Source organism: Halobacillus sp. AWM4_238 (assembly GCF_056158265.1).
Genome location: NZ_JBSWSY010000002.1, coordinates 2,945,965 through 2,969,931, shown reverse-complemented (window position 1 = coordinate 2,969,931; position 23,967 = coordinate 2,945,965). Strand labels below are relative to the sequence as shown.

At 43.3% G+C, this 23,967-nt stretch carries 23 protein-coding genes; 18 read left to right on the top strand and 5 right to left on the bottom strand.

Going from position 1 to position 23,967, the window contains the following annotated elements; all coding sequences use genetic code 11:
* The first annotated feature begins 3 nt into the window (after positions 1–3).
* The 3 genes from yycI to ACXACN_RS14675 all read left to right on the top strand — a co-directional run bounded on the left by yycI (position 4) and on the right by ACXACN_RS14675 (position 3,040).
* A complete protein-coding gene (gene yycI, locus ACXACN_RS14685) occupies positions 4–924 on the top strand; it encodes a two-component system regulatory protein YycI (RefSeq protein ID WP_474965475.1) in 921 nt (306 codons plus the stop codon).
* Positions 925–938: 14 nt separating this feature from the next.
* Positions 939–1,733 carry an MBL fold metallo-hydrolase gene (locus ACXACN_RS14680; RefSeq protein WP_474965473.1) on the top strand — a complete coding sequence of 265 codons (795 nt, stop codon included), beginning with the start codon at positions 939–941 and terminating at the stop codon, positions 1,731–1,733.
* Positions 1,734–1,813: 80 nt separating this feature from the next.
* Positions 1,814–3,040, top strand: coding sequence for a S1C family serine protease (locus ACXACN_RS14675; RefSeq protein WP_474965472.1), 1,227 nt, complete (start codon positions 1,814–1,816; stop codon positions 3,038–3,040).
* Between the two features lie 406 nt (positions 3,041–3,446).
* Here ACXACN_RS14675 and ACXACN_RS14670 read toward each other — a convergent pair whose 3' ends face one another.
* The gene (locus ACXACN_RS14670) at positions 3,447–4,148 is read right to left on the bottom strand and encodes a DUF2306 domain-containing protein (RefSeq protein WP_474965470.1); all 702 of its coding nucleotides are present in this window, start codon (positions 4,146–4,148) and stop codon (positions 3,447–3,449) included.
* A 111-nt stretch (positions 4,149–4,259) separates the two neighbouring features.
* Complete coding sequence (locus ACXACN_RS14665) at positions 4,260–5,600, bottom strand: alanine/glycine:cation symporter family protein (RefSeq protein WP_474965468.1); 1,341 nt, start codon at positions 5,598–5,600, stop codon at positions 4,260–4,262.
* 269 nt (positions 5,601–5,869) lie between these two features.
* On the opposite strand from ACXACN_RS14665, the gene ltaE reads away from it, so the two are divergent.
* Positions 5,870–6,892 (top strand): low-specificity L-threonine aldolase, encoded by a 1,023-nt coding sequence (ltaE, locus tag ACXACN_RS14660; RefSeq protein ID WP_474965466.1) that lies wholly within the window; start codon positions 5,870–5,872, stop codon positions 6,890–6,892.
* Between the two features lie 41 nt (positions 6,893–6,933).
* Complete coding sequence (locus ACXACN_RS14655; RefSeq protein ID WP_474965464.1) at positions 6,934–7,119, top strand: hypothetical protein; 186 nt, start codon at positions 6,934–6,936, stop codon at positions 7,117–7,119.
* A gap of 36 nt (positions 7,120–7,155) precedes the next feature.
* Here ACXACN_RS14655 and ACXACN_RS14650 read toward each other — a convergent pair whose 3' ends face one another.
* Positions 7,156–8,517, bottom strand: coding sequence for an FAD-dependent oxidoreductase (locus tag ACXACN_RS14650; RefSeq protein ID WP_474965462.1), 1,362 nt, complete (start codon positions 8,515–8,517; stop codon positions 7,156–7,158).
* 289 nt (positions 8,518–8,806) lie between these two features.
* On the opposite strand from ACXACN_RS14650, the gene ACXACN_RS14645 reads away from it, so the two are divergent.
* From ACXACN_RS14645 to ACXACN_RS14605, 9 genes are all read left to right on the top strand, one after another.
* On the top strand, positions 8,807–9,910 hold the full coding sequence (locus ACXACN_RS14645; protein ID WP_474966886.1) for an endonuclease: 1,104 nt from the start codon (positions 8,807–8,809) through the stop codon (positions 9,908–9,910).
* A gap of 174 nt (positions 9,911–10,084) precedes the next feature.
* Complete coding sequence (locus tag ACXACN_RS14640; protein WP_474965460.1) at positions 10,085–10,552, top strand: NUDIX hydrolase; 468 nt, start codon at positions 10,085–10,087, stop codon at positions 10,550–10,552.
* A 66-nt stretch (positions 10,553–10,618) separates the two neighbouring features.
* Positions 10,619–11,893 carry a M48 family metallopeptidase gene (locus tag ACXACN_RS14635; protein ID WP_474965458.1) on the top strand — a complete coding sequence of 425 codons (1,275 nt, stop codon included), beginning with the start codon at positions 10,619–10,621 and terminating at the stop codon, positions 11,891–11,893.
* A 163-nt stretch (positions 11,894–12,056) separates the two neighbouring features.
* Positions 12,057–13,421 carry a sigma-54 interaction domain-containing protein gene (locus tag ACXACN_RS14630; RefSeq protein ID WP_474965456.1) on the top strand — a complete coding sequence of 455 codons (1,365 nt, stop codon included), beginning with the start codon at positions 12,057–12,059 and terminating at the stop codon, positions 13,419–13,421.
* 204 nt (positions 13,422–13,625) lie between these two features.
* Positions 13,626–14,321, top strand: coding sequence for a CoA transferase subunit A (locus ACXACN_RS14625; protein ID WP_160916565.1), 696 nt, complete (start codon positions 13,626–13,628; stop codon positions 14,319–14,321).
* An 18-nt stretch (positions 14,322–14,339) separates the two neighbouring features.
* Positions 14,340–15,020 carry a 3-oxoacid CoA-transferase subunit B gene (locus tag ACXACN_RS14620; RefSeq protein ID WP_474965455.1) on the top strand — a complete coding sequence of 227 codons (681 nt, stop codon included), beginning with the start codon at positions 14,340–14,342 and terminating at the stop codon, positions 15,018–15,020.
* A gap of 12 nt (positions 15,021–15,032) precedes the next feature.
* Positions 15,033–15,809 carry a 3-hydroxybutyrate dehydrogenase gene (locus ACXACN_RS14615; protein ID WP_474965453.1) on the top strand — a complete coding sequence of 259 codons (777 nt, stop codon included), beginning with the start codon at positions 15,033–15,035 and terminating at the stop codon, positions 15,807–15,809.
* Positions 15,810–15,827: 18 nt separating this feature from the next.
* Positions 15,828–17,006, top strand: coding sequence for a thiolase family protein (locus ACXACN_RS14610; RefSeq protein WP_474965452.1), 1,179 nt, complete (start codon positions 15,828–15,830; stop codon positions 17,004–17,006).
* Positions 17,007–17,024: 18 nt separating this feature from the next.
* Positions 17,025–18,308, top strand: coding sequence for a GntP family permease (locus tag ACXACN_RS14605; protein ID WP_474965450.1), 1,284 nt, complete (start codon positions 17,025–17,027; stop codon positions 18,306–18,308).
* Between the two features lie 47 nt (positions 18,309–18,355).
* Here ACXACN_RS14605 and ACXACN_RS14600 read toward each other — a convergent pair whose 3' ends face one another.
* Positions 18,356–18,661, bottom strand: coding sequence for a hypothetical protein (locus ACXACN_RS14600; protein WP_474965449.1), 306 nt, complete (start codon positions 18,659–18,661; stop codon positions 18,356–18,358).
* Between the two features lie 163 nt (positions 18,662–18,824).
* Between ACXACN_RS14600 and rlmH the strand changes: the two genes are divergently transcribed.
* From rlmH to ACXACN_RS14585, 3 genes are all read left to right on the top strand, one after another.
* Complete coding sequence (gene rlmH, locus ACXACN_RS14595; protein ID WP_474965447.1) at positions 18,825–19,304, top strand: 23S rRNA (pseudouridine(1915)-N(3))-methyltransferase RlmH; 480 nt, start codon at positions 18,825–18,827, stop codon at positions 19,302–19,304.
* Positions 19,305–19,596: 292 nt separating this feature from the next.
* Positions 19,597–20,727 (top strand): DNA methyltransferase, encoded by a 1,131-nt coding sequence (locus ACXACN_RS14590; RefSeq protein WP_474965446.1) that lies wholly within the window; start codon positions 19,597–19,599, stop codon positions 20,725–20,727.
* 19 nt (positions 20,728–20,746) lie between these two features.
* On the top strand, positions 20,747–22,261 hold the full coding sequence (locus tag ACXACN_RS14585) for a DNA methyltransferase (protein ID WP_474965444.1): 1,515 nt from the start codon (positions 20,747–20,749) through the stop codon (positions 22,259–22,261).
* A 50-nt stretch (positions 22,262–22,311) separates the two neighbouring features.
* Here the strand turns inward: ACXACN_RS14585 and ACXACN_RS14580 are convergent, their stop codons facing one another.
* The gene (locus tag ACXACN_RS14580) at positions 22,312–23,388 is read right to left on the bottom strand and encodes a phospholipase D-like domain-containing protein (protein ID WP_474965442.1); all 1,077 of its coding nucleotides are present in this window, start codon (positions 23,386–23,388) and stop codon (positions 22,312–22,314) included.
* 222 nt (positions 23,389–23,610) lie between these two features.
* Here ACXACN_RS14580 and ACXACN_RS14575 point away from each other — a divergent pair, with 222 nt between their 5' ends.
* On the top strand, positions 23,611–23,928 hold the full coding sequence (locus tag ACXACN_RS14575) for a hypothetical protein (RefSeq protein WP_474965440.1): 318 nt from the start codon (positions 23,611–23,613) through the stop codon (positions 23,926–23,928).
* Positions 23,929–23,967: the final 39 nt, after the last annotated feature.

The following is a 23,967-nucleotide window of genomic DNA, read 5'->3' as shown; positions in this document are numbered from 1 at the left end:
AACATGCAGTGGGGGCAAATTAAAACATTATTTATTATCAGCTTTTTAATCCTCGACCTCTTCCTGCTGCAGCAATTGTTAGGCAAGCAAGCGGAGGATGAATTGGGGCAGATTTCCACCGTTGCTGAAAGTATTGAAACCGAACTGGAAGCCAATGACATTTCCATTGCGGATGATGCGATTCCTGAGGATTTGCCTGAGGTTACTCCGATTGAATCTGAGAGTACACATACGCTTCCTGATGATGTCATGAGCCAGATTGAAGATATGGATGAGAGTGATCAAGAGATTGAGTTTAAAGAAGATGGTCAGGTTTTACAAGTCACTTTGGATGAACCTGTAGAAGTAACAGAAGATACGATGCAGAGTGTCGTTGCGGATCTCGTCCCTTTTGCTTCTCTCTATTCCTACTGGGGCTGGAACGAAGAAGAGGGAGCGGCTCTCTTCTTTCAGGCGAAAAACAATAAAACGGTTTATTTCAACAATAATGGATATTTGTTAATGAATATCGTAGATGGTGAAATTACAGGATATATTGCGACCTTGCTCTCATTTGAAGATGGGGAATACTCGGGCTCAGGTCCCTCTAGTAACACGGAAGTCAATATCGAACCGTTAAGTGCGATTCGGATTCTATTTAATAACGGGCTGATTCAGCCTGGAGATGAAATTACATCGATGGATATTGGCTACCATACGAGTTACAGCCTACCTGCTGGAGAAGAAAACGAGACGCAGGTGTTTGCGTCGACTTGGAAAGTGACGGTCAATGGAGACCGCAATCATTTCCTCTATACCTTGGATGGGACCATCATCGAGTATATTAATGAAGAATCATTTATATCGGATGTTAAACGAGAATTCGGATTGAAAAGTGCAGGAGAAGACCAAACAGCAGTAAGTGAAAATAGAGAAATCAATTAGATGGAGTGTATGGAATGAGCATGAGATTTAGTGTACTTGCTTCTGGCAGTACGGGGAACGCATTCTATATTGAATCGGGAGATGAGAGAATATTAGTGGATGCAGGATTAAGTGGTAAGAAAATGGAAGGCTTGCTTGATCAGGTCAACATCGACCCACACTCTTTATCACGGATCCTGGTCACTCACGAGCATAGTGATCACATCAAAGGTCTTGGGATCATGGCGAGGCGCTATAACCTGCCTATATACGCCAACGAAAAAACATGGAATGCGATGGAAGGCCAAATTGGTAAGCTTTCCATCGATCAGAAGTTCCATTTTTCTATGGAGGAGACGAAGGCCTTCGGGGGAATGGATGTGGAATCCTTTGCCGTTTCCCATGACGCGGCAGACCCCATGTTCTATACGTTTCATAAAGACGGAAAAAAGGTTGCCCTCGTCACTGATCTTGGATACGTTTCTGAACGGATTAAAAAGACAATAGAAGGGGCGGACGCCTACATCTTTGAATCAAACCATGATGTAAGTATGCTTCGTATGGGACGGTATCCATGGAACGTGAAACGACGAATATTAGGGGACTCCGGTCACGTTTCCAATGAGGATTGCGCTCTCGCCCTTACTGATATCATTACGGACCAGACGAAAAGAATTTACCTTGCGCATTTGAGTCTGGACAACAATATGAAAGATCTTGCCCATATGTCTGTGAAGAATATATTAGATGAGCGTGGTTTTGAAGTAGGCAGCCACGTTGAACTGCATGATACGGATCCACAAGAAGCCACACCAATCTTTGAGGTTTAAAAGGTTTTAAATAGTAAAGAATAAGGAAACAGTACCTTAGAAATCTACGGAGAGCGTGAGAAAGGTAAGGTGAAAGAGGCGTGGGTTATTATGATGATCATTCTCCTAATCGTCAGCAGAAACAGCAGCGCAGACGGTGGGTGATGCCGACGATTGTAGGAGGAATTTTAGGAGCCGTTCTTGTGTTACTGGCTTTGCCTGCTTTGGTTCAAACAGAGTTGCTTCCTTATGATATGACGATTCCCGAGGACGAAAGTGGACTTGTTGAAGATGATCAAGAGCTTACGGGTGGCACGACTAAGAACGTCCAACTGGATGTAAATACTCAAATCACTGAGGTGGTTGAAAAAGTGACGCCTTCCGTTGTTGGGGTGGTCAATTTGCAGACCCGCCAAGATTTTTGGCAGCAGGAAGGGGACTCCGCCCAACAGGCAGGTGTGGGATCCGGTGTGATTTATAAGAAGGAAGACGGCACAGCTTATGTGGTGACGAACAACCACGTCATTGAAGGGGCAAGTGAAATTGAAGTCGTCCTTGCTGATGAAACAAGGGTCAAAGCTCAGCTGATTGGGGGAGATTTATTTACTGATCTAGCTGTATTGAAAATGCCATCCGATGAGGTGGAACAAGTAGCAGAGCTTGGAACTTCTGAAAACTTGAAAGTCGGTGAACCAGCAATCGCCATCGGCAACCCGCTTGGCCTTAGTTTCGCAGGATCGGTTACTCAAGGAATCATCAGTGGTAAGGAACGGGCCATTCCTCAGGATTTTAATGGAGATGGAATGGAAGACTGGCAAGCAGAAGTCATTCAGACAGATGCAGCGATAAACCCAGGAAATAGTGGGGGTGCACTCATTAACATTGATGGTCAATTGATAGGCATCAACTCTATGAAGATTGCTCAATCTTCCGTAGAAGGAATCGGTTTTGCTATACCCATTGATTCAGCCAAGCCAATTATTGATGAATTGGAACAGTACGGTCAGGTGAATCGTCCGTACATTGGGATCGAAGCGTATGGACTGAATGAGGTACCGACGTCTGAATGGAGCAATACATTAAACCTACCTTCAGATGTAGAAGGCGGGTTGTATATCAGAAGTATCCGTCAAATGTCTCCAGCTGCTAAAGCCGGTCTTGAGCCACTGGACGTTATTACAGCTCTTGATGGCGAACCTGTACGGGACATTATCGACTTGCGTAAATACTTGTACAATGAAAAGAATCCTGGTGATGAGATGAAAGTCACGTATTATCGAGATGGTGAGCAAACCACGACCACGTTGACACTGGGTTCTCAAGAGTAATCCACACAAAAAGAGTATCCTCTTCAGGATACTCTTTTTTACGGTCAAATTTCGATATAATTCTACAATATTCAATTCAATGTTATCCACAGGGTGTGAATAGTATTCTGGATAAGTGTCATATATGGTAGTAGAAAATATGTTCGCTACCATATAGATTTATCCCTTGTGCATATGTGGATAAAATCAGTGGATAACCTGTTTATATTCAGGGGAAAGCTGTGAATATCAGAAAATTGACAAGGTTTGTGCATAAGTCTGTGGACAATTGTGGGTAACTATATTCGTTAGTCTCTTTCTTCCACATGTGTATAAATTTCAAAAGGGTTTTCCACCATTTTTAATCGTTTGCGTTTGTTTTATCCCAGCAAAATTTGTCTGATGGTAACGAAAATCGAGAATTCTTTTAAGCACTGTGTTTTTTTGCTTTATGAATGTTGAATTTCTTGCGGTAGTAACCATTGAACGCGTAAATCAAAGGTGTCAAAATGGCGGTGGGAAGAAGCCACAACCAGATACTTATGCTTGATATGTTCAACAACCGGGGAGCACCAAAGACAGTAAAAGCTGTAAGGGTCGCAATTGAACAGCCGATTAAATTTCCGAAGTGCTCAAAATACCAGTGCATTTTACTTTTAGGTGGGGTCATCCAGTAATACAATTGTCCTCCACCAAGCATTAATCCAAGTATAGGGAAGTATTGAAGCAATGGAAAGTCGTACATCCAGCCAATCCCTATGGTGATGGCTGACATGAGGATGAGTAAGCTTGAAATTCCTAAATCGTAAACGTTGCGGTGTCTTTCTTTACGTCGCTTAAAACGGAGCACGCGAATTCCCATCCATGCCGTTGCCGCACTTAAAGTGGCGATAAAAAGCAGGAAAAAGGAAAAAGCCCTTGCTTCTGGTACCGTAAAATCAAAAAAGATACGATAGACTCCCATATACAGAGCTGTTGCTGCTACCGTGTACATGGCCGTGACGTAAACCCAGCCGACCTTCTTGTGGATATTCCCTCCTTTTTTCGTTACGAGCGGGATCCAAAAGATAGTCAAAGCCGTGAATCCGGCTATGATATGGATGGTGAGCAGAATTGAAAATAATAACATAACCACTTCCCCTTTCACACAACCTCTTCCTTACTATACGATTTCCTGACCGGTCTCTCCTCCTTTTTTACTAAATGATTACAAAAAAAGACCGGCCTGTAGCCGGTCCTTCTAATTGAGTTGATCTTGTTTCCATGTTTTCTTAATGATTTTGGTTAAGGCCAGGATGGCAATCAAGTTTGGCAGCACCATGAGCGCGTTGAACGTGTCGGCCATCTCCCAGACAAAGTCCACTTGGACAAGTGATCCTGCCACAATGAAAATCAACACAAGGCCGCGGTAGTAAGGAATTCCTTTTTCACCGAATAAAAACTTCACGTTTACTTCCCCGAAGTAGGCCCATCCGAGAATCGTTGTGAAGGCGAAGAATAGAAGACAGATGGCGATGAAAGGAATACCGAATTCTCCGAGCCCGCGTGCAAATCCTTCCTGTGTAATTGCACTCCCTTGCAGATCGGTTTGATGGGCATCTGTAATCAAAATGACCATTGCGGTGAGAGTACAGATGATGACGGTATCGATGAAGACACCCACCATGGCCACGAGACCTTGGTGGGAGGGTCGCTTAACGTTTGCGATCGCGTGCGCATGAGGGGTCGAACCCATGCCGGCTTCATTAGAAAATAGTCCACGAGCAATACCGTAGCGGATCGCTTCTTTGATTGTGGCACCGAGGACACCACCCCCAGCAGCTTCTGGACTGATGGCGGCCTGAACAATCAATTGCAGCGTTGGAAGAACCTGATCCCAAAAGTTCACTAGTATGACGAGACTTCCAATGATATAGAGAAGGGCCATGACAGGGACGACATTTCCTGCGAAATTCGATATTCTGGAGATGCCTCCGAAGAGAATGAGTCCGATGAAAAAGGCGACGACCAATCCTAAGCCAAGGTTAAAGGCGATGGAACTAGATCCAAACGCTTCGTTCATCGCAGTCGTAATTGCGTTGGACTGCACCATATTTCCGACAAACCCGAGAGCAATGATAATGGCAATAGCAAAGAAGCCTGCGAGCCATTTGCTACCAAGCCCATCCCGGATATAATACGCAGGGCCACCGTGGACCTGGTCTCCTTTTTTCACTTTATAAAGCTGAGCAAGAACGGCTTCTGCAAAAATAGTCGCCATTCCGAAGAAGGAGCTGAGCCACATCCAGAATATCGCTCCGGGCCCTCCGGCTGCGATGGCTGTCGCGACACCAGCAAGGTTTCCTGTTCCGACTTGTGCAGAAATCGAAGTGGCAAGTGCCTTGAAGGAGTGGATCCCTTCTGTTTTTTCTTTTTTGAAAAGCGGGGCAAAGGTCTGCTTGAATCCTTGTCCAAGGGAGCGGACTTGGATGAAGCGCAGCTGGAAGGTCAGCCATACGCCTGTACCAAGCAGCAAGATCAACATGACAGGTCCCCATAAAAAGCTATTAATCTCTATGAATACGTTAGTTACTTGTTCCATGCTAAGATCCTTTCTTTCATTAACATATGACCATGAAAAAGAGTATCTCACTTGCAAACGTTTTAGTACAAGAGGAATTGTTTTCTTTCGTTATTCGGCAGCGTAAATTTAGTATTCGACTAGGCTTTTTGAGAATTCGACAGCATTATTTTAGTATTCGACATAGCTATTTAAGAATTCGACAACGACATTTAAGTATCTGTGGCTCCCGTAAAACTTTTCAAACGTTGCGGAATTTACGTACAATAGAAAAAAGAGGAGGCGTACTTATGATTGATTTACGAAGTGATACGGTAACCAAACCAACAATGGCCATGCGTCAGGCAGCTTTTGAAGCAGAGGTCGGGGACGATGTGTACGAAGAAGATCCGACGGTGAAAAAGCTTGAAGACAAGGCGGCGGAAATGCTCGGTAAAGAGGCGGCTTTATTTGTGACAAGTGGGACGCAAGGGAATCAGATTGCAGTACTGACTCACTGTAGTCCTGGGGATGAAGTGCTGTTGGAAGCAAACGCTCACCTTTTTTTATATGAAGGTGCATCGATGTCCGCACTTGCTGGTGTCCAGCCGCGGACGATTCAAGGCAAGCGTGGGGTGATGGACCCTGAGGATGTAAAAGCAGCGATTCGACCGGACGATATACATTTTCCGGAAACGAGCTTGATCTGCCTCGAAAACACACATAACAAAGCAGGCGGAGTTGTCGTTCCGCTTGAGAATATGCAGGCTATATATGAAGTAGCAAGAGAAGCGGGAATCCCTGTCCACCTTGATGGTGCGCGTTTGTTCAACGCTTCTGTCGCTTCCGGCATTTCACTGCGCCGGTATGCGGATCAAACCGATACCGTGCAGGTGTGTTTGTCGAAAGGGTTGGGAGCGCCGGTTGGTTCAATCATTGCCGGATCCTACGCCTTTATCCAAAAGGCACGAAAATGGAGAAAGCGTCTTGGAGGAGGAATGCGTCAAGTCGGGATGGTTGCTGCACCAGCCTATGTCGCCTTGACTGAGATGGTCGATCGGTTAGCGGAAGACCATGCCCATGCAAGGGAGTTGGCGAACGGTCTTCAGCATGTGGATGGATTAAAGATTGAAAAAGTGGAGACGAATATCGTGCTCGTTCATGTACATGGACGAGGTGAAACGGCCGAATCCTTTTTACATAAACTGAAGCAAGAGGGGATTTTAGCTGTGCCATTCGGTCCGACAACAGTAAGATTCGTAACCAATTATGATGTTAGCGCAAGAGACATTGACAGGGTCATCGATGTGGTTATTTCCCGTTTCCAGTACTAGGATTATCTTTTATTGAATAGGGTATAGATAGGCAATAACCCATGGAGGTGGCTGTCATAACGGACATCCGAGCAAATCAAGTCAGACGAGGGACGTCGGTCAATGATGAAAAGTTTGCTGAGATGTTGTATAAAGATTCGTTTGTGGATGGCATTCCGTTGGATGAGCTTGGCAAGGATTTGAGAAAGATGAAACGATATAGAAAAGAATTAGAAAAACGAAGATAAGAAAAGCCCCCATGGATGCCTCCATGGGGGTATTTGTTATACAAGTTCAGGCAAGCGTTTAGGCTCCTGTGATTGTGCTTCAAGCCCAGCTTTATTCAGGAAGTTCCATGGTTGGTTGAAGTGCGGCTGGAAAAAGAAATCCGTGTACGCGAGTTCATCGATCGTCATCCCTGTTTGAATGCACACGCTCATCGTGTTAATGGATTGTGTCACATCTGCTTTGGAAATGACTTGGGCACCAAGGATGCGTCGGGTATCCGGGTTGATGGTCACTTTCAGCATCACTTTTTCTGCTGTTGGCATAAATGCGAGACGATGAGTATCCTCAATTGTGATACTTTTCACATGAACGTCTAAAAGTTGAGCGGATGTTTCCGTAAGTCCAGTAGAAGCCATATTGAAGTCGAAAATATGAAGACCTGATGTGCCTTGTGTTCCGACGTGTTTCATCTCAGGATCGATTAAGTTGCGGGCGACTAACGTTCCCATACGCACGGCATTCGTCGCCAGTGGAATATACATGTGTCCGCCTGTCGGGTTATAAGGTACCGCACAACAGTCTCCGGCAGCCAAAATATCTGGGTCACTCGTGTGCATATATTCATCGACTTTGATGGCACCGTTATCAAGCATATCCACTTTTCCTTTTAATAGCTCTGTATTCGGCCTGAAGCCGACGCAAAGGATGACGAGGTCTGTTTCATACGTTCCATTGTTTGTTGTAACTGTGGAAACCGCTCCGTGTGATCCCTCAAAGCGTTGAACCGTTTCATTCATAGCCAGTTTAATCCCCCGTGCTTTGAAATCGTCTTCGACCATTGTTGTGAATTCTTCGTCCAAATATTTGTTCAAGATACGATCTGCACCATCAATGAGCGTCACGTCTTTGCCTGCTTTTTCAAAGGCTTCGACGAGTTCCACCCCGATATAACCAGCTCCTACAACCGTCACCTTTTGGGCGTCTTTCGCGCGCTCGATAATTGTATTTGCTTGATGGTAGTTCTTCGCAAGCAGGATGTTATCCAGTCCAATGCCTTCGATCGGAGGTGTGACGGGCCATGAACCAGTCGTCATGACGAGCTTGTCATACGAATCGTGAATTTTTTCACCGGTGACAAGGTTTGTAGCTTCAATCGTTCTTCCGACTGTGTCGATGTTTTCCACGTCATGCTGCATTTTCATCGTCACACCAAGTTTGTGCAGCTCTTCAGGAGAAGAGTAGAACAACCCTTGCGGATCATCGACGACCCCTCCAACGTATAAGGCTAACCCGCAAGAAAGGAAAGATATATTGTCATTTCGTTCATAAACCGTAATGTCTGCTTCAGGGTAAAGTTTCGCCATATTTGTAACCGCAGCTGTGCCTGCGTGTGTGCTTCCGATAACAGCAATTTTCATGTGTGAATCCTCCTTGAATGTTCATGTGAAATGTTTCACATGCTGAATATAGTTTTATTATAAGGTGGTTTCTTTTAAAAAACAACCCTTTTGCTCAATGTTTCACATAATAATTTTTCCTTTTTCTGTTCGACCAGGTCATACATATTTTGGAAGGTTTTTATGTGCTGTGTTAAGGATCTGTGAGGTTTGTATTAATTTTAGGGTTGGGTGAAGGAAATGACGATTGGGCATGGAAGTGGTAGGCGAAGGTCTAATTTTTATTAAGGGAGTGCTTTATTTGAAAAGGATGTTCGTTTTCGTATTTAGTCTTATTTTTCTTTTATCTGTCCATGGTGTTCAAGCTGATGGAACGATAACCGTAGCCGATGCTTTGACTACCCCGAATGGAACAGATGTAGCAGTAGAAGGTTATATTGTAGGCGTACCTGTAAATATTGATACGGTTGAACAGAGCAATTTCACTAGTAATTATGCTTTAGCCGTAGCGGATGATGTTTCCGAAACGCAGGTGGACGATATGATTTTTGTGAAATTGGATTCGGAATACCGTAGTGAATATGGATTACAAAACAACCCAGGCTTGATGGGTACGAAAATCAGTGTAGATGGTACAAGGGATGATTATTTCGCTCACCAGGGGATCGAATACGTAACTTCAATATCCAAAGTATCTAATACTGATGGTGGAGGTAATGATGGAGGTACATACACAGGCAGCTATTATCAAGAGGCTGAAGGATTGTCTGGTTATGCATTGAAACAGTCACTGCATAATATTATTGACGACCATACTGAGCTTTCTTATTCCAACGTTTGGGATGCACTGCGTCATACAGATGAAGATCCATCAAACCCAAACAATGTGCTGCTTTTGTACTCTGGAAAGTCCTACAGCAAATATGATAACGGTGGGTATGTGGACGATTGGAACCGTGAGCACGTCTGGGCAAAGTCACATGGAGATTTCGGAACGTCGATGGGAGCGGGGACAGATATCCACCACCTCCGCCCGACGGATGTAACGGTCAATTCGCGTCGTGGAAATTTGGATTTTGATGAAGGAGGATCCGCCTTCTATGAAGCCCCAGGTACCTATTATGATGGGGATTCTTGGGAGCCTCGTGATGCTGTGAAAGGGGACGTCGCCCGAATGATTTTTTACATGGCCGTCCGTTATGAAGGGGACCAGGGAGAGCTTGATTTAGAAATCGCTGATTATGTAGGGACGAGCGGTCCATACTTAGGAAAGCTTTCCGTGTTGAAAAACTGGCATTCACAGGATCCTGTCGACGACTTTGAACGAAATCGGAATGAAGTGATCTACAAGGACTACCAGGGGAACAGAAACCCATTCATCGATCATCCTGAATACGTCGAACAGATTTGGTAAAAGAAATGAGAACAAAAAACCGGGCCTCTACGAGGGTCCGTTTTTTTGCGGGTTTAATTTCCAATATATGTATGACCTGGTCCGACAATATTTGGTATCCTGATCGATTGATGCAGGAGTTTGGTTTTGGGGTGTAGTAGTTTATAGGGGATGAGGTTTAGAAGGAGGGATTGGATGGCTAGGGATGTGCGTTTTAAGGTGGATCGTCAGCGGTTCAACTATCGGGCTGCAGGGATAATGATAGAAAACGAACACGTGCTTTTACATAAACAAGTGAATGATTCTTATTGGGCGCTTCCAGGCGGCGGTATTGAGCTGGGAGAAGCTTCTGAAGATACGATTGTGCGGGAGATGAAAGAGGAGCTGGGCTATGACGTCAACGTGGAAAGAACGGTATGGATGGCAGAGGCGTTTTTCGAATATCGTGGGGATGACATGCATGAGGTGGCTTTTTACTATTTATTAAACAGTGATACACCAGAGTTCCAAGAAGGACCTTTTGATGGTCTAGAAGGAGAGCGGCTGATCTATCAATGGATCTCACTAGATGCCTTAGAAACAATTGAAGTACGACCGCCCTTCCTCAAAGAAGCATTAAGGAATGTTCCATGTGAAACATCGCATCTTATTATGAAAAGGTAAGAGAGTTCTAGTCGCTGGCATCAGCTCGTACAATGGTACGAGTCCTATTTATCCGGAGGTGGGGAAGTGAAGAAAAAGTTCGTCACTTGGACACTCGTGTTGTATGCCATTTATGGTCTTTTGCTAGGCCTTTATTTCTTCCAGTGGACTGATGTTGGAGTACCGCCAGCTTACGAAGGAACGGCGGCTGATCCAGCTACTTTTATGACGGATCGGGAGCTGGATCTGAGTCAGGAATATTCGCGGTATCAGAACTTCTTATCTTTTCTCGGAGAGCCGCTCGAGTGGATCATCTACCTTGGTGTTATGATTTTTGGTGCCTCGGTCGTCTTTAAAAATTTTGGCAAACAGATTTCCCGTTTCCGTCTCATTCAAATTCCGCTTTTTGTTTTACTACTGCAAACGTTGACGACCATCCTTTTGTTTCCTTTGGACTATGCGAGGCGTTGGTTATCTGTGGAATACGGCATCTCTACGCAAACCTTCTCCAGCTGGATGCGCGATGAGTTGATCGGATTTTGGATCGGTTTTATCATCATGTCCCTCCTCATTACAGTCCTTTACTTCCTTATGAAAAAGTTTGAGAAGCGCTGGTGGCTAATTGCCTGGGTGCTCATGATCCCGTTTTTATTTTTCATGATGTACTTACAGCCCGTCGTCATCGACCCGCTCTACAACGACTTCAGTGAGCTTCAAGACAAGAAGTTGGAAGAGAAAATCCTTGCCTTAGCAGATAAAGCAGACGTTCCGGCTGACCGTGTGTATGAAGTGAATATGTCCGAGAAGACGAACAGCATGAATGCTTACGTGAACGGCATCGGATCGAATTTGCGTATTGTGCTATGGGATACGACGCTGAACCGCCTGGAGGAAAATGAAGTGCTGTTTATCATGGCTCATGAAATCGGCCACTATGTCATGAACCACTTGTATTGGAACTTGGCTGGCGTGATTGTCGCGACCTTCTTTGGCCTTTATTTCACCTATCATTTGCTGCGGTACGCAACGCGTAGATGGGGTGACCGGCTAGGATTTACAAAAGTATCGGATATCGCAAGCTTGCCCATGTTCTTCCTCATCTTGACGATGCTATCGTTCTTATCGAGCCCTGTGGAGCTTGCGATTTCAAGGAATGCCGAAACAGATGCCGACCAATACGCGATTGAAATGACCCAGGATCCGAATGCGGCGATCGGTTCGTTCCAGGAGCTCACCGTAAACGGCTTGAGCGACGTCCATCCTCCTGCGCTCGTAAAATACTTACGCTACGGACACCCAACGATGATGGAACGCATTCACATGCTCGAATCGTACCAGAATCTCGAAATGAAAGAAGACTAGAAGATTTTCAATATTCGCCACACCAGGTCATCCATATTCTGGATGACCTGGTGTGGCATTTTTTAGGTTGTATCTAGTATGTGCGGGGGTATTCTGATAGACTTTTAGTAAATGAGTTTGTAAACGCTATCATATTAAATAGGAAGAAAGAGGAGTGTGCGGGATGCTTTCCATGCTTGAAGATTACCGTAATCAAGTACTTGAGACGTTGTTTGGGAATGTGGAACATTGCATTGTTGTCGTCGATCGGGAAGGCTGCATTTCTTATATGAATGAAAGCTACTGCCGGTTCATTGATGTTGACCAAACGACCGTGAAAGGAAAACATGTGACGGACGTCATTGAAAACACTCGTATGCATATCGTTGCGGTTACAGGGGAAGAAGAAATGGCAGATCTTCAGCAAATCCGTGGCGATTATATGATCGCTCATCGCATTCCTTTATGGGAAAACGGTAAGGTCATTGGTGCGCTCGGCATGGTTCTTTTTCGTGATACAGATGAGTGGAAAATCATGAACACACATATTAAGGATCTGCTTCTTGAGCTTGAAACGTACCGCAACCAAATGCAGCAGAAAAACGGAGCCAAGTACTCCCTGCATGACATTATTACGAGCTCCCCGGATGTGTTGCAGTTGAAGGAAAAGATTCGCAAAACGGCACACAGCGATGTGTCCGTCCTATTGCGCGGGGAAAGCGGCACAGGGAAAGAGCTGTTTGCTCACAGCATTCATCACCTTAGTGAACGGAGTACAAAACCTTTTGTGAAGGTAAACTGCGCGGCCATTCCTGAGGACCTTATTGAAGCCGAGCTGTTCGGCTATCAGGATGGGGCATTTACGGGGGCGAAAAAAGGGGGCAAACCTGGGAAGTTCCAACTCGCTCATGGTGGAACTCTTTTTCTTGATGAAATTGGGGATATGCCTTTAAAAGCGCAGGTGAAAATTTTGCGCGCACTCCAGGAAGGCGAAATTGAAGCCGTCGGAGCTGTTCAGCCGCAGGAGGTGGACGTACGCATCATTGCTGCGACCAATCAATCCCTGGAGGAGATGATTCAGGAACAGCGCTTCCGTGAGGACCTCTTTTACCGGATCAATGTCGTCCAGATTGATATTCCTCCTCTACGTACGAGACGAGGAGACATCAAAATTCTCTCCAAATATATATTGCAAAAGATCTCCGATCGTACGGGCAAACGAGTACAGGAATTTTCCCAAGAAGTCGAAGACGTTTTTTACCATTATCCATGGCCGGGCAATGTAAGGGAGCTTGAAAATGTCATCGAGTCAGCGGTGCATATGACGGACGGGGAAACGGTTCAATATGAGGACCTTCCTGCTCATCTTCAAAAAGAATCCGTTCCTGTACAGGACGCGGAGACGCTGAAACAAATCGTTGAACAGGCCGAAAAACAAGCCATCCAAAAAGTTGTGAGAGAAGCGGATGGCGATAAAAGTATGGCTGCGAAGCGGCTTGGAATCGGAAAATCAAGCCTTTATGATAAATTGAAAAAGTACAAGCTCTGACCATTCCAGAATCCAGGAAACCATTCCGAAATTCCGGAATGGTTCTTTTTGTATGCTTTTGTAAGGGTTTTCATTATTGCTGAACACCGAATTCCAGAAATCCGTAACAGCGATTTCACAAAAGATTCAAAATCATTGATATACCAACACCGTAAAGTTGGCACGAAACTTGCATGTAAAGGGGTGAAGGGAGTGTGAAGACTCATGAAACAAATTTATTCATCATTTCATGAAGCTGTAAAAGATATAAAGGATCATTCAACGATTATGGTGGGAGGATTCGGGCTTGTCGGAATACCCGAGAACTTGATTCTCGCTCTTGTAGAATCGAACGTAAAACATTTGACGGTTATTTCTAACAACTGTGGTGTTGACGATTGGGGTCTGGGACTACTTTTGAAAAATAAACAGATTGATAAAATGATTGGCTCGTATGTGGGGGAAAACAAGGAATTCGAGCGTCAGGTACTCGCTGGTGAGCTTGAGGTCGAACTGACGCCTCAAGGAACTTTAGCTGAGAAAATCCGAGCAGGTGGAGCTGGCATCCCGGCTTTTTACACACCAGCAGGAGTCGGTACACCAATCGCGGAAGGCAAAGAGGTACGCACCTTTGACGGCAAGGAATACCTTTTACAAGAAGGGTTGACGGCAGACTTCAGTCTTGTTCGTGCGTTTAGAGGCGACCGCCACGGAAATCTCGTGTACAACAAAACAGCACGCAACTTCAATCCGATGATGGCAGCAGCTGGTGCCGTGACGATTGCAGAAGTGGAGGAACTCGTTGAACCGGGTGAACTGGAAGCAGACGCGATTCATACGCCGGGCATTTACGTGCAAGGACTGATTGAAGGGCAGCAGGAGAAGCGCATTGAACGATATACAGTAAAAGCAGAAGCATAAATAGGAGGTAGATGAACAATGGCAGTACAAAAAGACAAAGCGGCAATCCGCGAAATGATTGCCAAACGAGCAGAGCAGGAAATTGAAAGCGGTTACTATGTAAACCTCGGAATCGGCATGCCGACAATGGTCGCGAACTACATTCAGCCGGATAAAGAAGTCGTACTTCAGTCAGAAAACGGTCTCCTCGGGATCGGTCGCTCTCCTTATGAGCATGAAGTGGATCCAGACTTGATCAATGCCGGAAAAGAAACGGTGACGGCGTCTGTGGGTGCCGCTTACTGTGACAGTGCGGAATCGTTTGCGATGATCCGCGGCGAGCATCTTGATTTAGCGATTTTAGGTGGCATGGAAGTCGCAGAAAACGGTGACCTTGCTAACTGGATGATTCCAGGAAAAATGATTAAAGGCATGGGTGGTGCCATGGATATCGTACACGGTTCGAAGAAGGTCGTCATCATCATGGATCACGTCAACAAACACGGCGATCCGAAGATTTTAAAAGAGTGTAAACTTCCACTGACAGGAAAAGGTGTCGTCGATCGTATCATCACTGACCGTGCGGTTATGGATGTGACGGAGGAAGGTCTGAAGCTTGTGGAAATCGCTGAAGGATGGACCGTGGACGAAATCAAATCACAAACAGAAGCGGACCTCATCATCAGTGACGAACTTTTAAAAATGCCATCCACGAAATAAGGAGGAAAATTCATGGTTGAAAATAAAGTCGTATTTATTACAGGTGCAGCGAGTGGGATCGGCTATGAAATTGGCACTGAATTCGCCCGCAACGGTGCGAAAGTAGCGCTCAGCGATATCAATGAAGAAAAAGTGAAAGAAGCGGCGGATCGTTTAAATCAAGAAGGTCTCCAGGCAATTGGACTCGTTTGTGACGTGACGAAAGAAGAGCAGATCCAGAATGCGATGGACGAAACGGTAGAAAAATTCGGCCGTTTGGACGTGCTCGTCAATAATGCCGGTTTGCAGCATGTCGCATCGATTGAAGACTTTCCTACTGAAAAATTTGAACTGATCACAAAAATTATGTTGGTGGCACCGTTTATGGCTACGAAACATGCTTTCCCGATCATGAAAAAACAAGGGTTCGGACGTATCATCAACATGGCATCCATCAACGGACTGATTGGTTTCGCCGGTAAGTCTGCCTACAATAGTGCAAAACATGGTGTGATCGGCCTTACGAAAGTGACGGCTCTTGAAGGGGCGGAAGGCGGCATCACGGTTAATGCCGTGTGTCCGGGGTACGTTGACACACCTCTTGTACGCAACCAGCTTGAGGATCTCGCTAAAAACCGTGGGGTTTCTTTGGAAAAAGCTCTGGAAGAAGTCATTTACCCACTTGTTCCACAAAAGCGTCTCTTGTCTGTCCAGGAAATCGCGGATTATACACTGTTCCTTGCCAGCAACAAGGCCAAAGGGGTCACAGGTCAAGCGGTTGTCATTGATGGCGGCTATACGACTCAATAAACGAAAGGGGATGTTCATATGAAACCAGTCTATATCATCGAAGGGGCCCGTACTCCATTCGGTACGTTCGGAGGCGCACTAAAAGATGTCGATCCGACCGATTTAGGGGTGACGGCAAGTAAAGAAGCATTAAAACGAAGCGGCATTTCCGCAGAACACATTGATCTTACCATCATGGGAAATGTGATTCACTCTTCGCAAAACGCGCCTTACTTAGCGCGCCATATATCATTGAAAACAGGCGTCCCGCACACAAGCCCGGCTCTTGCAGTCAATCGTCTGTGTGGTTCCGGGATGCAGTCGATCATATCGGCTGCCCAATCCATTCAGCTTGGTGAAGGGGAAACGGCTTTGGCCGGTGGTGTGGAAAGCATGAGTCTCGCGCCTCACGTGATGCGCGGCAGTCGTTTTGGCACGAAGCTCGGTACACCGAAAATCGATGACATGCTCTGGTCCGCTTTGACGGATGAGTACATCGGGGCAGGTATGGGTGTGACCGGTGAAAACCTTGCGGAGAAATATGAAATCTCAAGAGAACAGCAGGATGAGTATGCGACTCGCAGCCACAAGCTTGCAGCAGAAGCCCGTTCAACTGGAAAATTTGCAGATGAAATTGTCGCTGTCGAAATTAAGACACGCAAAGGTACAAAGGTAGTCGATCAAGATGAGCATATCCGTGAAGATACCAACCCAGAATCCTTATCCAAACTGAAGCCTGCCTTCAAAAAGGACGGCACGGTGACAGGTGGAAATGCAAGTGGCATCAATGACGGCGCTGGTGCTGTTGTGTTAGCAAGCGAAAATTATGTGAGCGACCACAGTGTTCAGCCAATCGCTAAAATCCACTCCTGGTCTGTTGCCGGCGTTGAGCCTGAATACATGGGAATCGGACCTGCACCTGCGATACGTCAGGCATTGGAAAAAGCGGAACTAACGCTTGATGATATGGACCTCATTGAAGTGAACGAAGCGTTCGCCTCTCAATACCTTGCCGTTGAAAAGGAGCTCGGCCTGAACCGTGACAAGGTGAACGTCAACGGTGGAGCAATTGCCCTCGGACATCCGATCGGCGCAAGCGGCACGCGTGTGTTGTACACGATGATCAAGGAACTTAAACGAAGAGGTGGACGTTACGGCGTCGCATCGCTATGCATCGGCGGCGGTCAAGGCATCGCCATGGTCGTCGAGACTCAATAAACATAAGGAGGAAAAACCATGCTTGGAATTTTTCTCGGACTTGCCGTATTGATGGCCCTTGCCTACTTGGGCTGGTCCATCATCTGGGTGGCGCCCATCGCAGCTGGTGTTGTCGCCCTCACCGGCGGTCTCGATCTACTTGAAGCCTATAAAGATACATACATGGGCGGGTTCGTCGCCTTTGCGAAAGACTGGTTCCCTGTCTTCATGCTCGGAGCCATCTTCGGAAAACTGATGGAAGACACAGGGATGGCTCGTTCCGTCGCGGTCGCCCTTACCAAACTGATCGGTACGCAGCGCGCCATTTTGGGTGTACTCGTATCCGCAGCTGTTTTGACGTACGGCGGAGTCAGCTTGTTCGTCGTAGTTTTTGCTGTGTATCCATTGGCACTCTCTCTGTTCCGTGAAGCCAATATCAGTCGAAAGCTGATTCCAGCAACTGTTGCGTTAGGTGCCTTTACGTTTACGATGACGGCTTTGCCAGGTTCGCCGCAAATCCAGAACCTGATCCCGATGGAATACTTTCAGACGGATGCCATGGCAGCACCTGTCATGGGTGTAATTGCCGCCATCATTATGGGTGGTGGGGGCTATTTTTACTTGAGGTGGCGTGAGAAAAAACTCGTTGCCCAGGGAGAGGTATTTACTGAACCGAAAGAGAAGAAAGAAATGGAACAGCCGGACACCACACCGAATTTTTTCTTGTCCCTTTTGCCATTATTAACGGTTCTTCTTACATTGAATCTCTTAAACTGGGACGTTGTAACGGCCTTGATCTCCGGAATTGTACTGATTATGCTCCTGAACGTCACGATGTACAAGAAGTTCATCCCATCCATGAACAGTGGAGCGGGCGGGTCTGTCATCGCGATCATCAACACGAGTGCAGCGGTCGGCTTCGGTACGGTCGTTCGTGAAGTCCCCGGCTTTGCCAACTTGACACAGTTGCTGATGGGGATTAAAGGAAACCCATTGATCTCAGAAGCGATCGCTGTCAACGTGCTTGCAGGTGCAACCGGTTCCGCATCAGGCGGTATGGGAATTGCGCTTGAAGCGCTAGGATCGAAATATTACGAGATTGCCATGAACACAGGTATCAGTCCGGAAGCCTTCCACCGTGTCGCTTCCCTCTCCTCCGGCGGTCTCGATGCGCTTCCGCACAACGGAGCGGTTCTGACACTGTTTGCGATTACGGGAATGACGCACAAAGACAGCTACAAGGATATCTTTGTCGTCGCTGTCCTTATTCCGGTGATCTCAGTTGCATTTGTTATTTTATTGAATACGATTGGTATTCTATAAGATTGAAAGAAAAAGGAACCCTTTTGAACAAGGGTTCCTTTTTGCTGTTATTTATTTTTTCTATTGAACGTCTTATCTTTAAGAGACTTAAAAGCTTTGGATGAGGAGTCAACGGTTTTCCCAATAACGTCCGAACCTTTCTCAGAGGCTTTCTTAACGATATTGCCTGAAGAATCCACGGTTTTTCCAATGAACCCGCCTTCACCCGTGATCGATTTGATAATCTTTCCAGAAGTGTCGACCGTATTATGAATGAAGTCATTCGCTTCTTTGGATACACCCTTCACAAAACCATCGTCTTTCTTATCCTGCTCATTTTCCTTAGAGTAGTTGTTTTTTTCGAAATCACTCATGCTGTCATCTCCTCCTTGGAAGTAATGGCTTACAACTCATGTCTATGTATTAAACCGACAGTTATGAGTGATTTCCATAATTTGTATGACCTGGTCCGTCTAATTATGGAAATTCACTTCGTGGTACACTAGAGACAAATGAAGCGTTACGGAGGAATACAGCATGAAAATTACAATTGTCAGTGTTGGGAAATTGAAAGAAAAATATTTGAAGCAGGGGATTGCGGAATATGTGAAACGATTAGGTCCATATGCCAAAGTGGATGTTGTTGAAGTGCCAGATGAAAAAGCGCCGGAAAACTTAAGTGAAGCGCAGATGGTGGAAGTGAAGCAGAAGGAAGGCGAACGAATCCTTTCAAAGATCTCACAGGATACTTACGTCATGACACTTGAAATCGAAGGCAAGCAGCTGACGTCTGAAAAGCTTGCGAAGAAGATGGATGAGCTTGCAACATACGGCAAAAGTAAGGTGGCGTTTGTGATCGGTGGTTCGCTCGGGTTGAGTGATGAGGTGCTGGAGCGGAGTGATTTTGGGTTGTCGTTTTCGAATATGACGTTCCCTCACCAATTGATGCGGTTGATGTTGGTGGAGCAGGTGTACCGGGCGTTCAAGATTATTCGAAACGAACCGTATCATAAGTAAATGAGGTTTTTTGTGTATTTTGATAAATGTCACTTTGAAACCATTCCAAAATACAAGTAATAGGGTATTTTTCTACAATTTTTAATTAATATGGTAGACGAAAATTCAAAATTAGGTATTTCACCTAAGTGAAAAATGTATGTATAGTTGTCTTAGTTAAGGATTTATCTGTGATGTATAATCAGCTTTTATGATATAATTATTTAGTTATTTATACTGAATTAGGTAACTACTCTAATAATGTGTTACATGAACAAAGCTTTACATTTGAGTTATTAGAAAGGTGCGAAATATGGTCAATATAGAGGATGTAATTAAAGATAAACTTAATAATATAGATTGGAATTTCACTACTTCAAGAACAACTAAAGGTATTCACTCAATCCATCCTTATCCAGCAAAATTTATCGCAGAGATACCAAGAACTTTGATTGAAACTCTTCCTTTGCCTACAGAAACTGCTATTATGGACCCTTTTTGTGGGAGTGGAACTACTTTAGTAGAAGCTCAAAAGAAGGGCATACCTTCTGTGGGGGTAGATTTAAATCCAATAGCATGCTTAATTAGCAAGGTTAAAACGAATCCATTACCTATTAATTTTATAGAAATGGCAGAACTATGCGCTAGAAATGCAAAAGATAATGTTATACAGACTACTAATAAAATACCTAATATTGACCATTGGTTTAAAAAAGATATACAAAATGTAGTTACTTCATTGAAAGAAGAGATTGATAAGGTAGATAATGCTGAAGTGAATGAGGCACTAAGCCTTGCATTATCTAGTATTTTGGTCAGGGTCTCAAATCAGGAAAGTGATACACGATATGCTGCTGTTGAAAAGAGTGTTACTGCTGCTGATGTTTTTACTCATTTTTTAAGAGCTTGTAGAAATATTAGTGAGTCTTTGGACGAAAATCTTTTTACTAATAACGTTTCTGCTGAAATAATAAATAAAAGTATTCTTGATGTCTCTTCCTCGGATATAAACCAAAAAATTGGGATGGTTATTACTTCTCCACCTTATCCCAACGCTTACGAATATTGGTTGTATCATAAGTATCGAATGTGGTGGTTAGGATATAATCCTAATGAAGTAAAAACACATGAAATAGGGGCGAGAGCCCATTATTTTAAAAAAAACCACCAAACCATTGAAGACTTTAAAAACCAAATGGACAAAGTAATTGGGTTACTTTCAGATTTAGTGGTATCTTCTGGGTACATTTGTTTTGTGGTTGGCCGTTCTGTTATTCATGGGACAGAATATAATAATGCCAGTATTATTGAAGATATAGCTTTAAAGCACAACCTTGAAGTAGTTTCTATTATTGATAGAGATATTGCTAAGCACAGAAAGTCCTTTAACTTATCTCATGCAAAAATAAAAAAAGAGTCATTACTAGTATTTCAAAAAAAATAAGTATAGGGTGCAAAGTGAAATGAATTATCGTTTGTATTGGAACCAGTACAAGTATTTACCTTATGAAAAAGAGTTAGCAATCAAAGAGGTAAAGGCATTAATAGAGACCAAAGAGCTTCATGATAATGGGGAATATGTTTTTATATCGACAGATGAAAGTAAATATGTGGATGATAAGTTATATCAATTAACATACTTTTCAAGAATTGAATCGAAAGATAAAATAGTAATTCCTATTCAAACAAAGCTGGAAGGAAACGACTATAAAACCTCAAATAAAAGACAATCTACAAGGTATTCTGCACATGGTATTCATGAATATAAGGGGAAGTTTAACCCTCAAGTGGTTAGAGCGATACTAAACATTTTTAAAATTAGAGAGGGAAATAGTGTCATAGACCCCTTTTCAGGGAGTGGTACTACAATGTTAGAATGCTCTCATCAAAATATTAATGCGGTTGGATTAGATATAAACCCACTAGCATTACTAATAGCAAATTCAAAACAAAAAGCAATAACGACGCCTGCCCATGAGCTTTCTACAAAAGGTAATAATATTATCACAAATTATAAAGAAAGAAAAGCTTTAAAAGAAGTACCGAAAAAATTGACTAAGAGAGAAGAATATTTGCTAAGTTGGTTTCCTGAAGAGATATTTAAGCAAATTGAGACATTTAAAGAAATTATACAAAATGAAACAGGCGATTTGAAAAACGTATTCTCAATAATACTTAGTAACCACATTCGTGACTATTCTTTACAGGAACCAGCAGATTTAAGAATAAGAAGACGAAAATCTCCTTTTCCAGACAAACCATTAGTAGATGTTTTTGAGAAGGCAATACACAAATTTGTAAATAATATAAGGGATTTTCAAGAATATAAAGGTGTCGAAACAAAAAGGAATAATGCATTCCATTATGATAATAGAGTTTTAGGAGAAGAAGAAGGGGTTATAGAAAAGGAATATTTTGATGCGGGGATTACTAGCCCACCCTATGCTACTGCACTTCCTTATATAGATACGCAACGCCTTAGCTTAGTCTGGTTGGGATTAATACCAGCCAATGAAATAATGGCTCTGGAAAGCGAACTTGTTGGGAGCAGAGAATTAAAAACCTCTCTGAAAAAAGAGTGGAGTGAAAAGATGTCAAAGAATGAATCCAAACTACCAAAAGAATTACACGAATTTTGTATGAAGTTACAAAATTCGTTAGGCGAGAGTGATGGATTTAGAAGACAGGCTGTACCGTTACTCCTTTATAGATATTTATCCGATATGTCATTAATGTTTAAAAATCTCCTTCCCTATTTTAAAGCAGAAGCTCCTTTCGCTCTTATAGTAGGTCATAATCAAACAACTTTAGGAGGCTCAAAGTTTGATATAGATACGCCTAACCTTCTTCGTGAAATTGCCATAAAAGCTGGTTGGAAACATGAAGAAAGTATCGAACTTCAGACATATCAAAGATACGGTATACACCATAAAAATGCTGTTAAAAATGAAACACTTTTGATAGTACGTAAACCCTAACTAAAACAGGTATTGTTCTTTAGCAACAATGCCTGTTTTAGTTGTATTAATTAAAATTTCGCCCCAATAATATTACCGAATTCTTCGTTCGATAGATAACCATACCGTTTACCTCTGCTTCCAATAAAACTAATAGCAAATGGGTTTAATGCATTATATTCGGCACTACCTTTCTGGAAAATTCTTAGTTCGTAATCTGAATCGCCCACTCTAGTAATAGCTGCTATGTCATCAGAACTGGCCACGTTTGTATATCTAAGTTTTCCTGTACCTAATCTAAAATCAAAGTTGTTTTCTGCTTCAAATGTAACTCTACAGTTAGTATCTAGGTAATTGATGTCTATATAATTCATATTGATGATACTGGAATATGTTGCTTTTTCTCCTCGTTTGTTTCTTATTGTTAAAGGAGGGAAAAAATCATAACTATCTTTGCTAAGCCAAAAGTACTGAGTACCCTTAGCCGCTTTACTCCCTTTAGCCGCTTGAATTCTGGCAGTATCAGCATGGCCTAATGTCATAATCAAAGTTACACTTTCAGTTTCATCTAAAGTAATACTTCTTGCACGTTCATCATAAAGCAGGTTCCAACCAGGTGAAGAGTCCATAGGGCCGTTGATTTGGTGAATTTGCCAGTTTTGATTAAACATCTCGTTGGTCATTTCTTCCCATGAAAAATTCATAGAGGACACCGAGTTCGAATCTAGATATAATGAAGCTTCTATATTTTGAGACATTCCTGGACCTGTAAAATTACCGGATGAAATTACTAAGGAATCTCCTTCTTCTTTACTCACGCCATATAACTTAGAGTGTAGAATTCTCTTTCTATTTATTATATAAACTTCTACTCCTCTATTGATTAATTCTTCTACTACTTGTTTACTGGATAACCTTTGAGATGTGTTTCCCCCTAGAATTGCTACTACTCTTCCACCAGCGTTGATATGCTCTGAAAAAGTTTCATAAAATCTCACACCGCCATTATAATTAGCGAATCCTGATATTATGTAAAAAGTTCCTTGACCGGGTGTTTGATTAGAAACCCATGCTGATTCAAGCATTCCTAACAAACCCTTAGGTCTACCTGTAGCGTAAACATTTGGATGTAAAGAAAAATGATTCATTTATACACACCTTTTTGAATGGATTAATGGAACTAAATAAATATTACCATAAATATCTATTAAATTGAAAAAACATATTTTGATGTAGAACCACGTACTATTTAAATGATTTCATTTATGTCTTTTGAGCAAAATAAAGAGAGAATTATCAAATTATAACCTTACCTTTAATTTTTAGAAGGGAATTTTATCCTGAAACATATATAAAAAGGAGGAAAATAAATGTGTTATTTCGGTTCAGAAAATTTTAGTATATTTATGTGGAAGCAATTTGGGATTTATATAGAGGAGGAGCAAGTTGGGGAGGAAAGTGTGTTGCTTTACAAAGAAGAGTTAGATGTTGACCTTTTTTCAGAGAAAGTTTTGGGAGTTGCTCCAGACCTAGTGATGTTCCAGACATGTTCTTATGAAACAAACGTAAATGAGTGGATAGTGAGTGTGGCCGCAGATGCCGATACTAACTATCCACTCTTTTTAATTTGCTTGAAAGACGGTGAAAAGATTTATGAAGAACTGTTGTCTAGGGATGAGGAGGAGTAAAGAAATGACTAACCAAGAAGTTATTATGGATGAAAAATG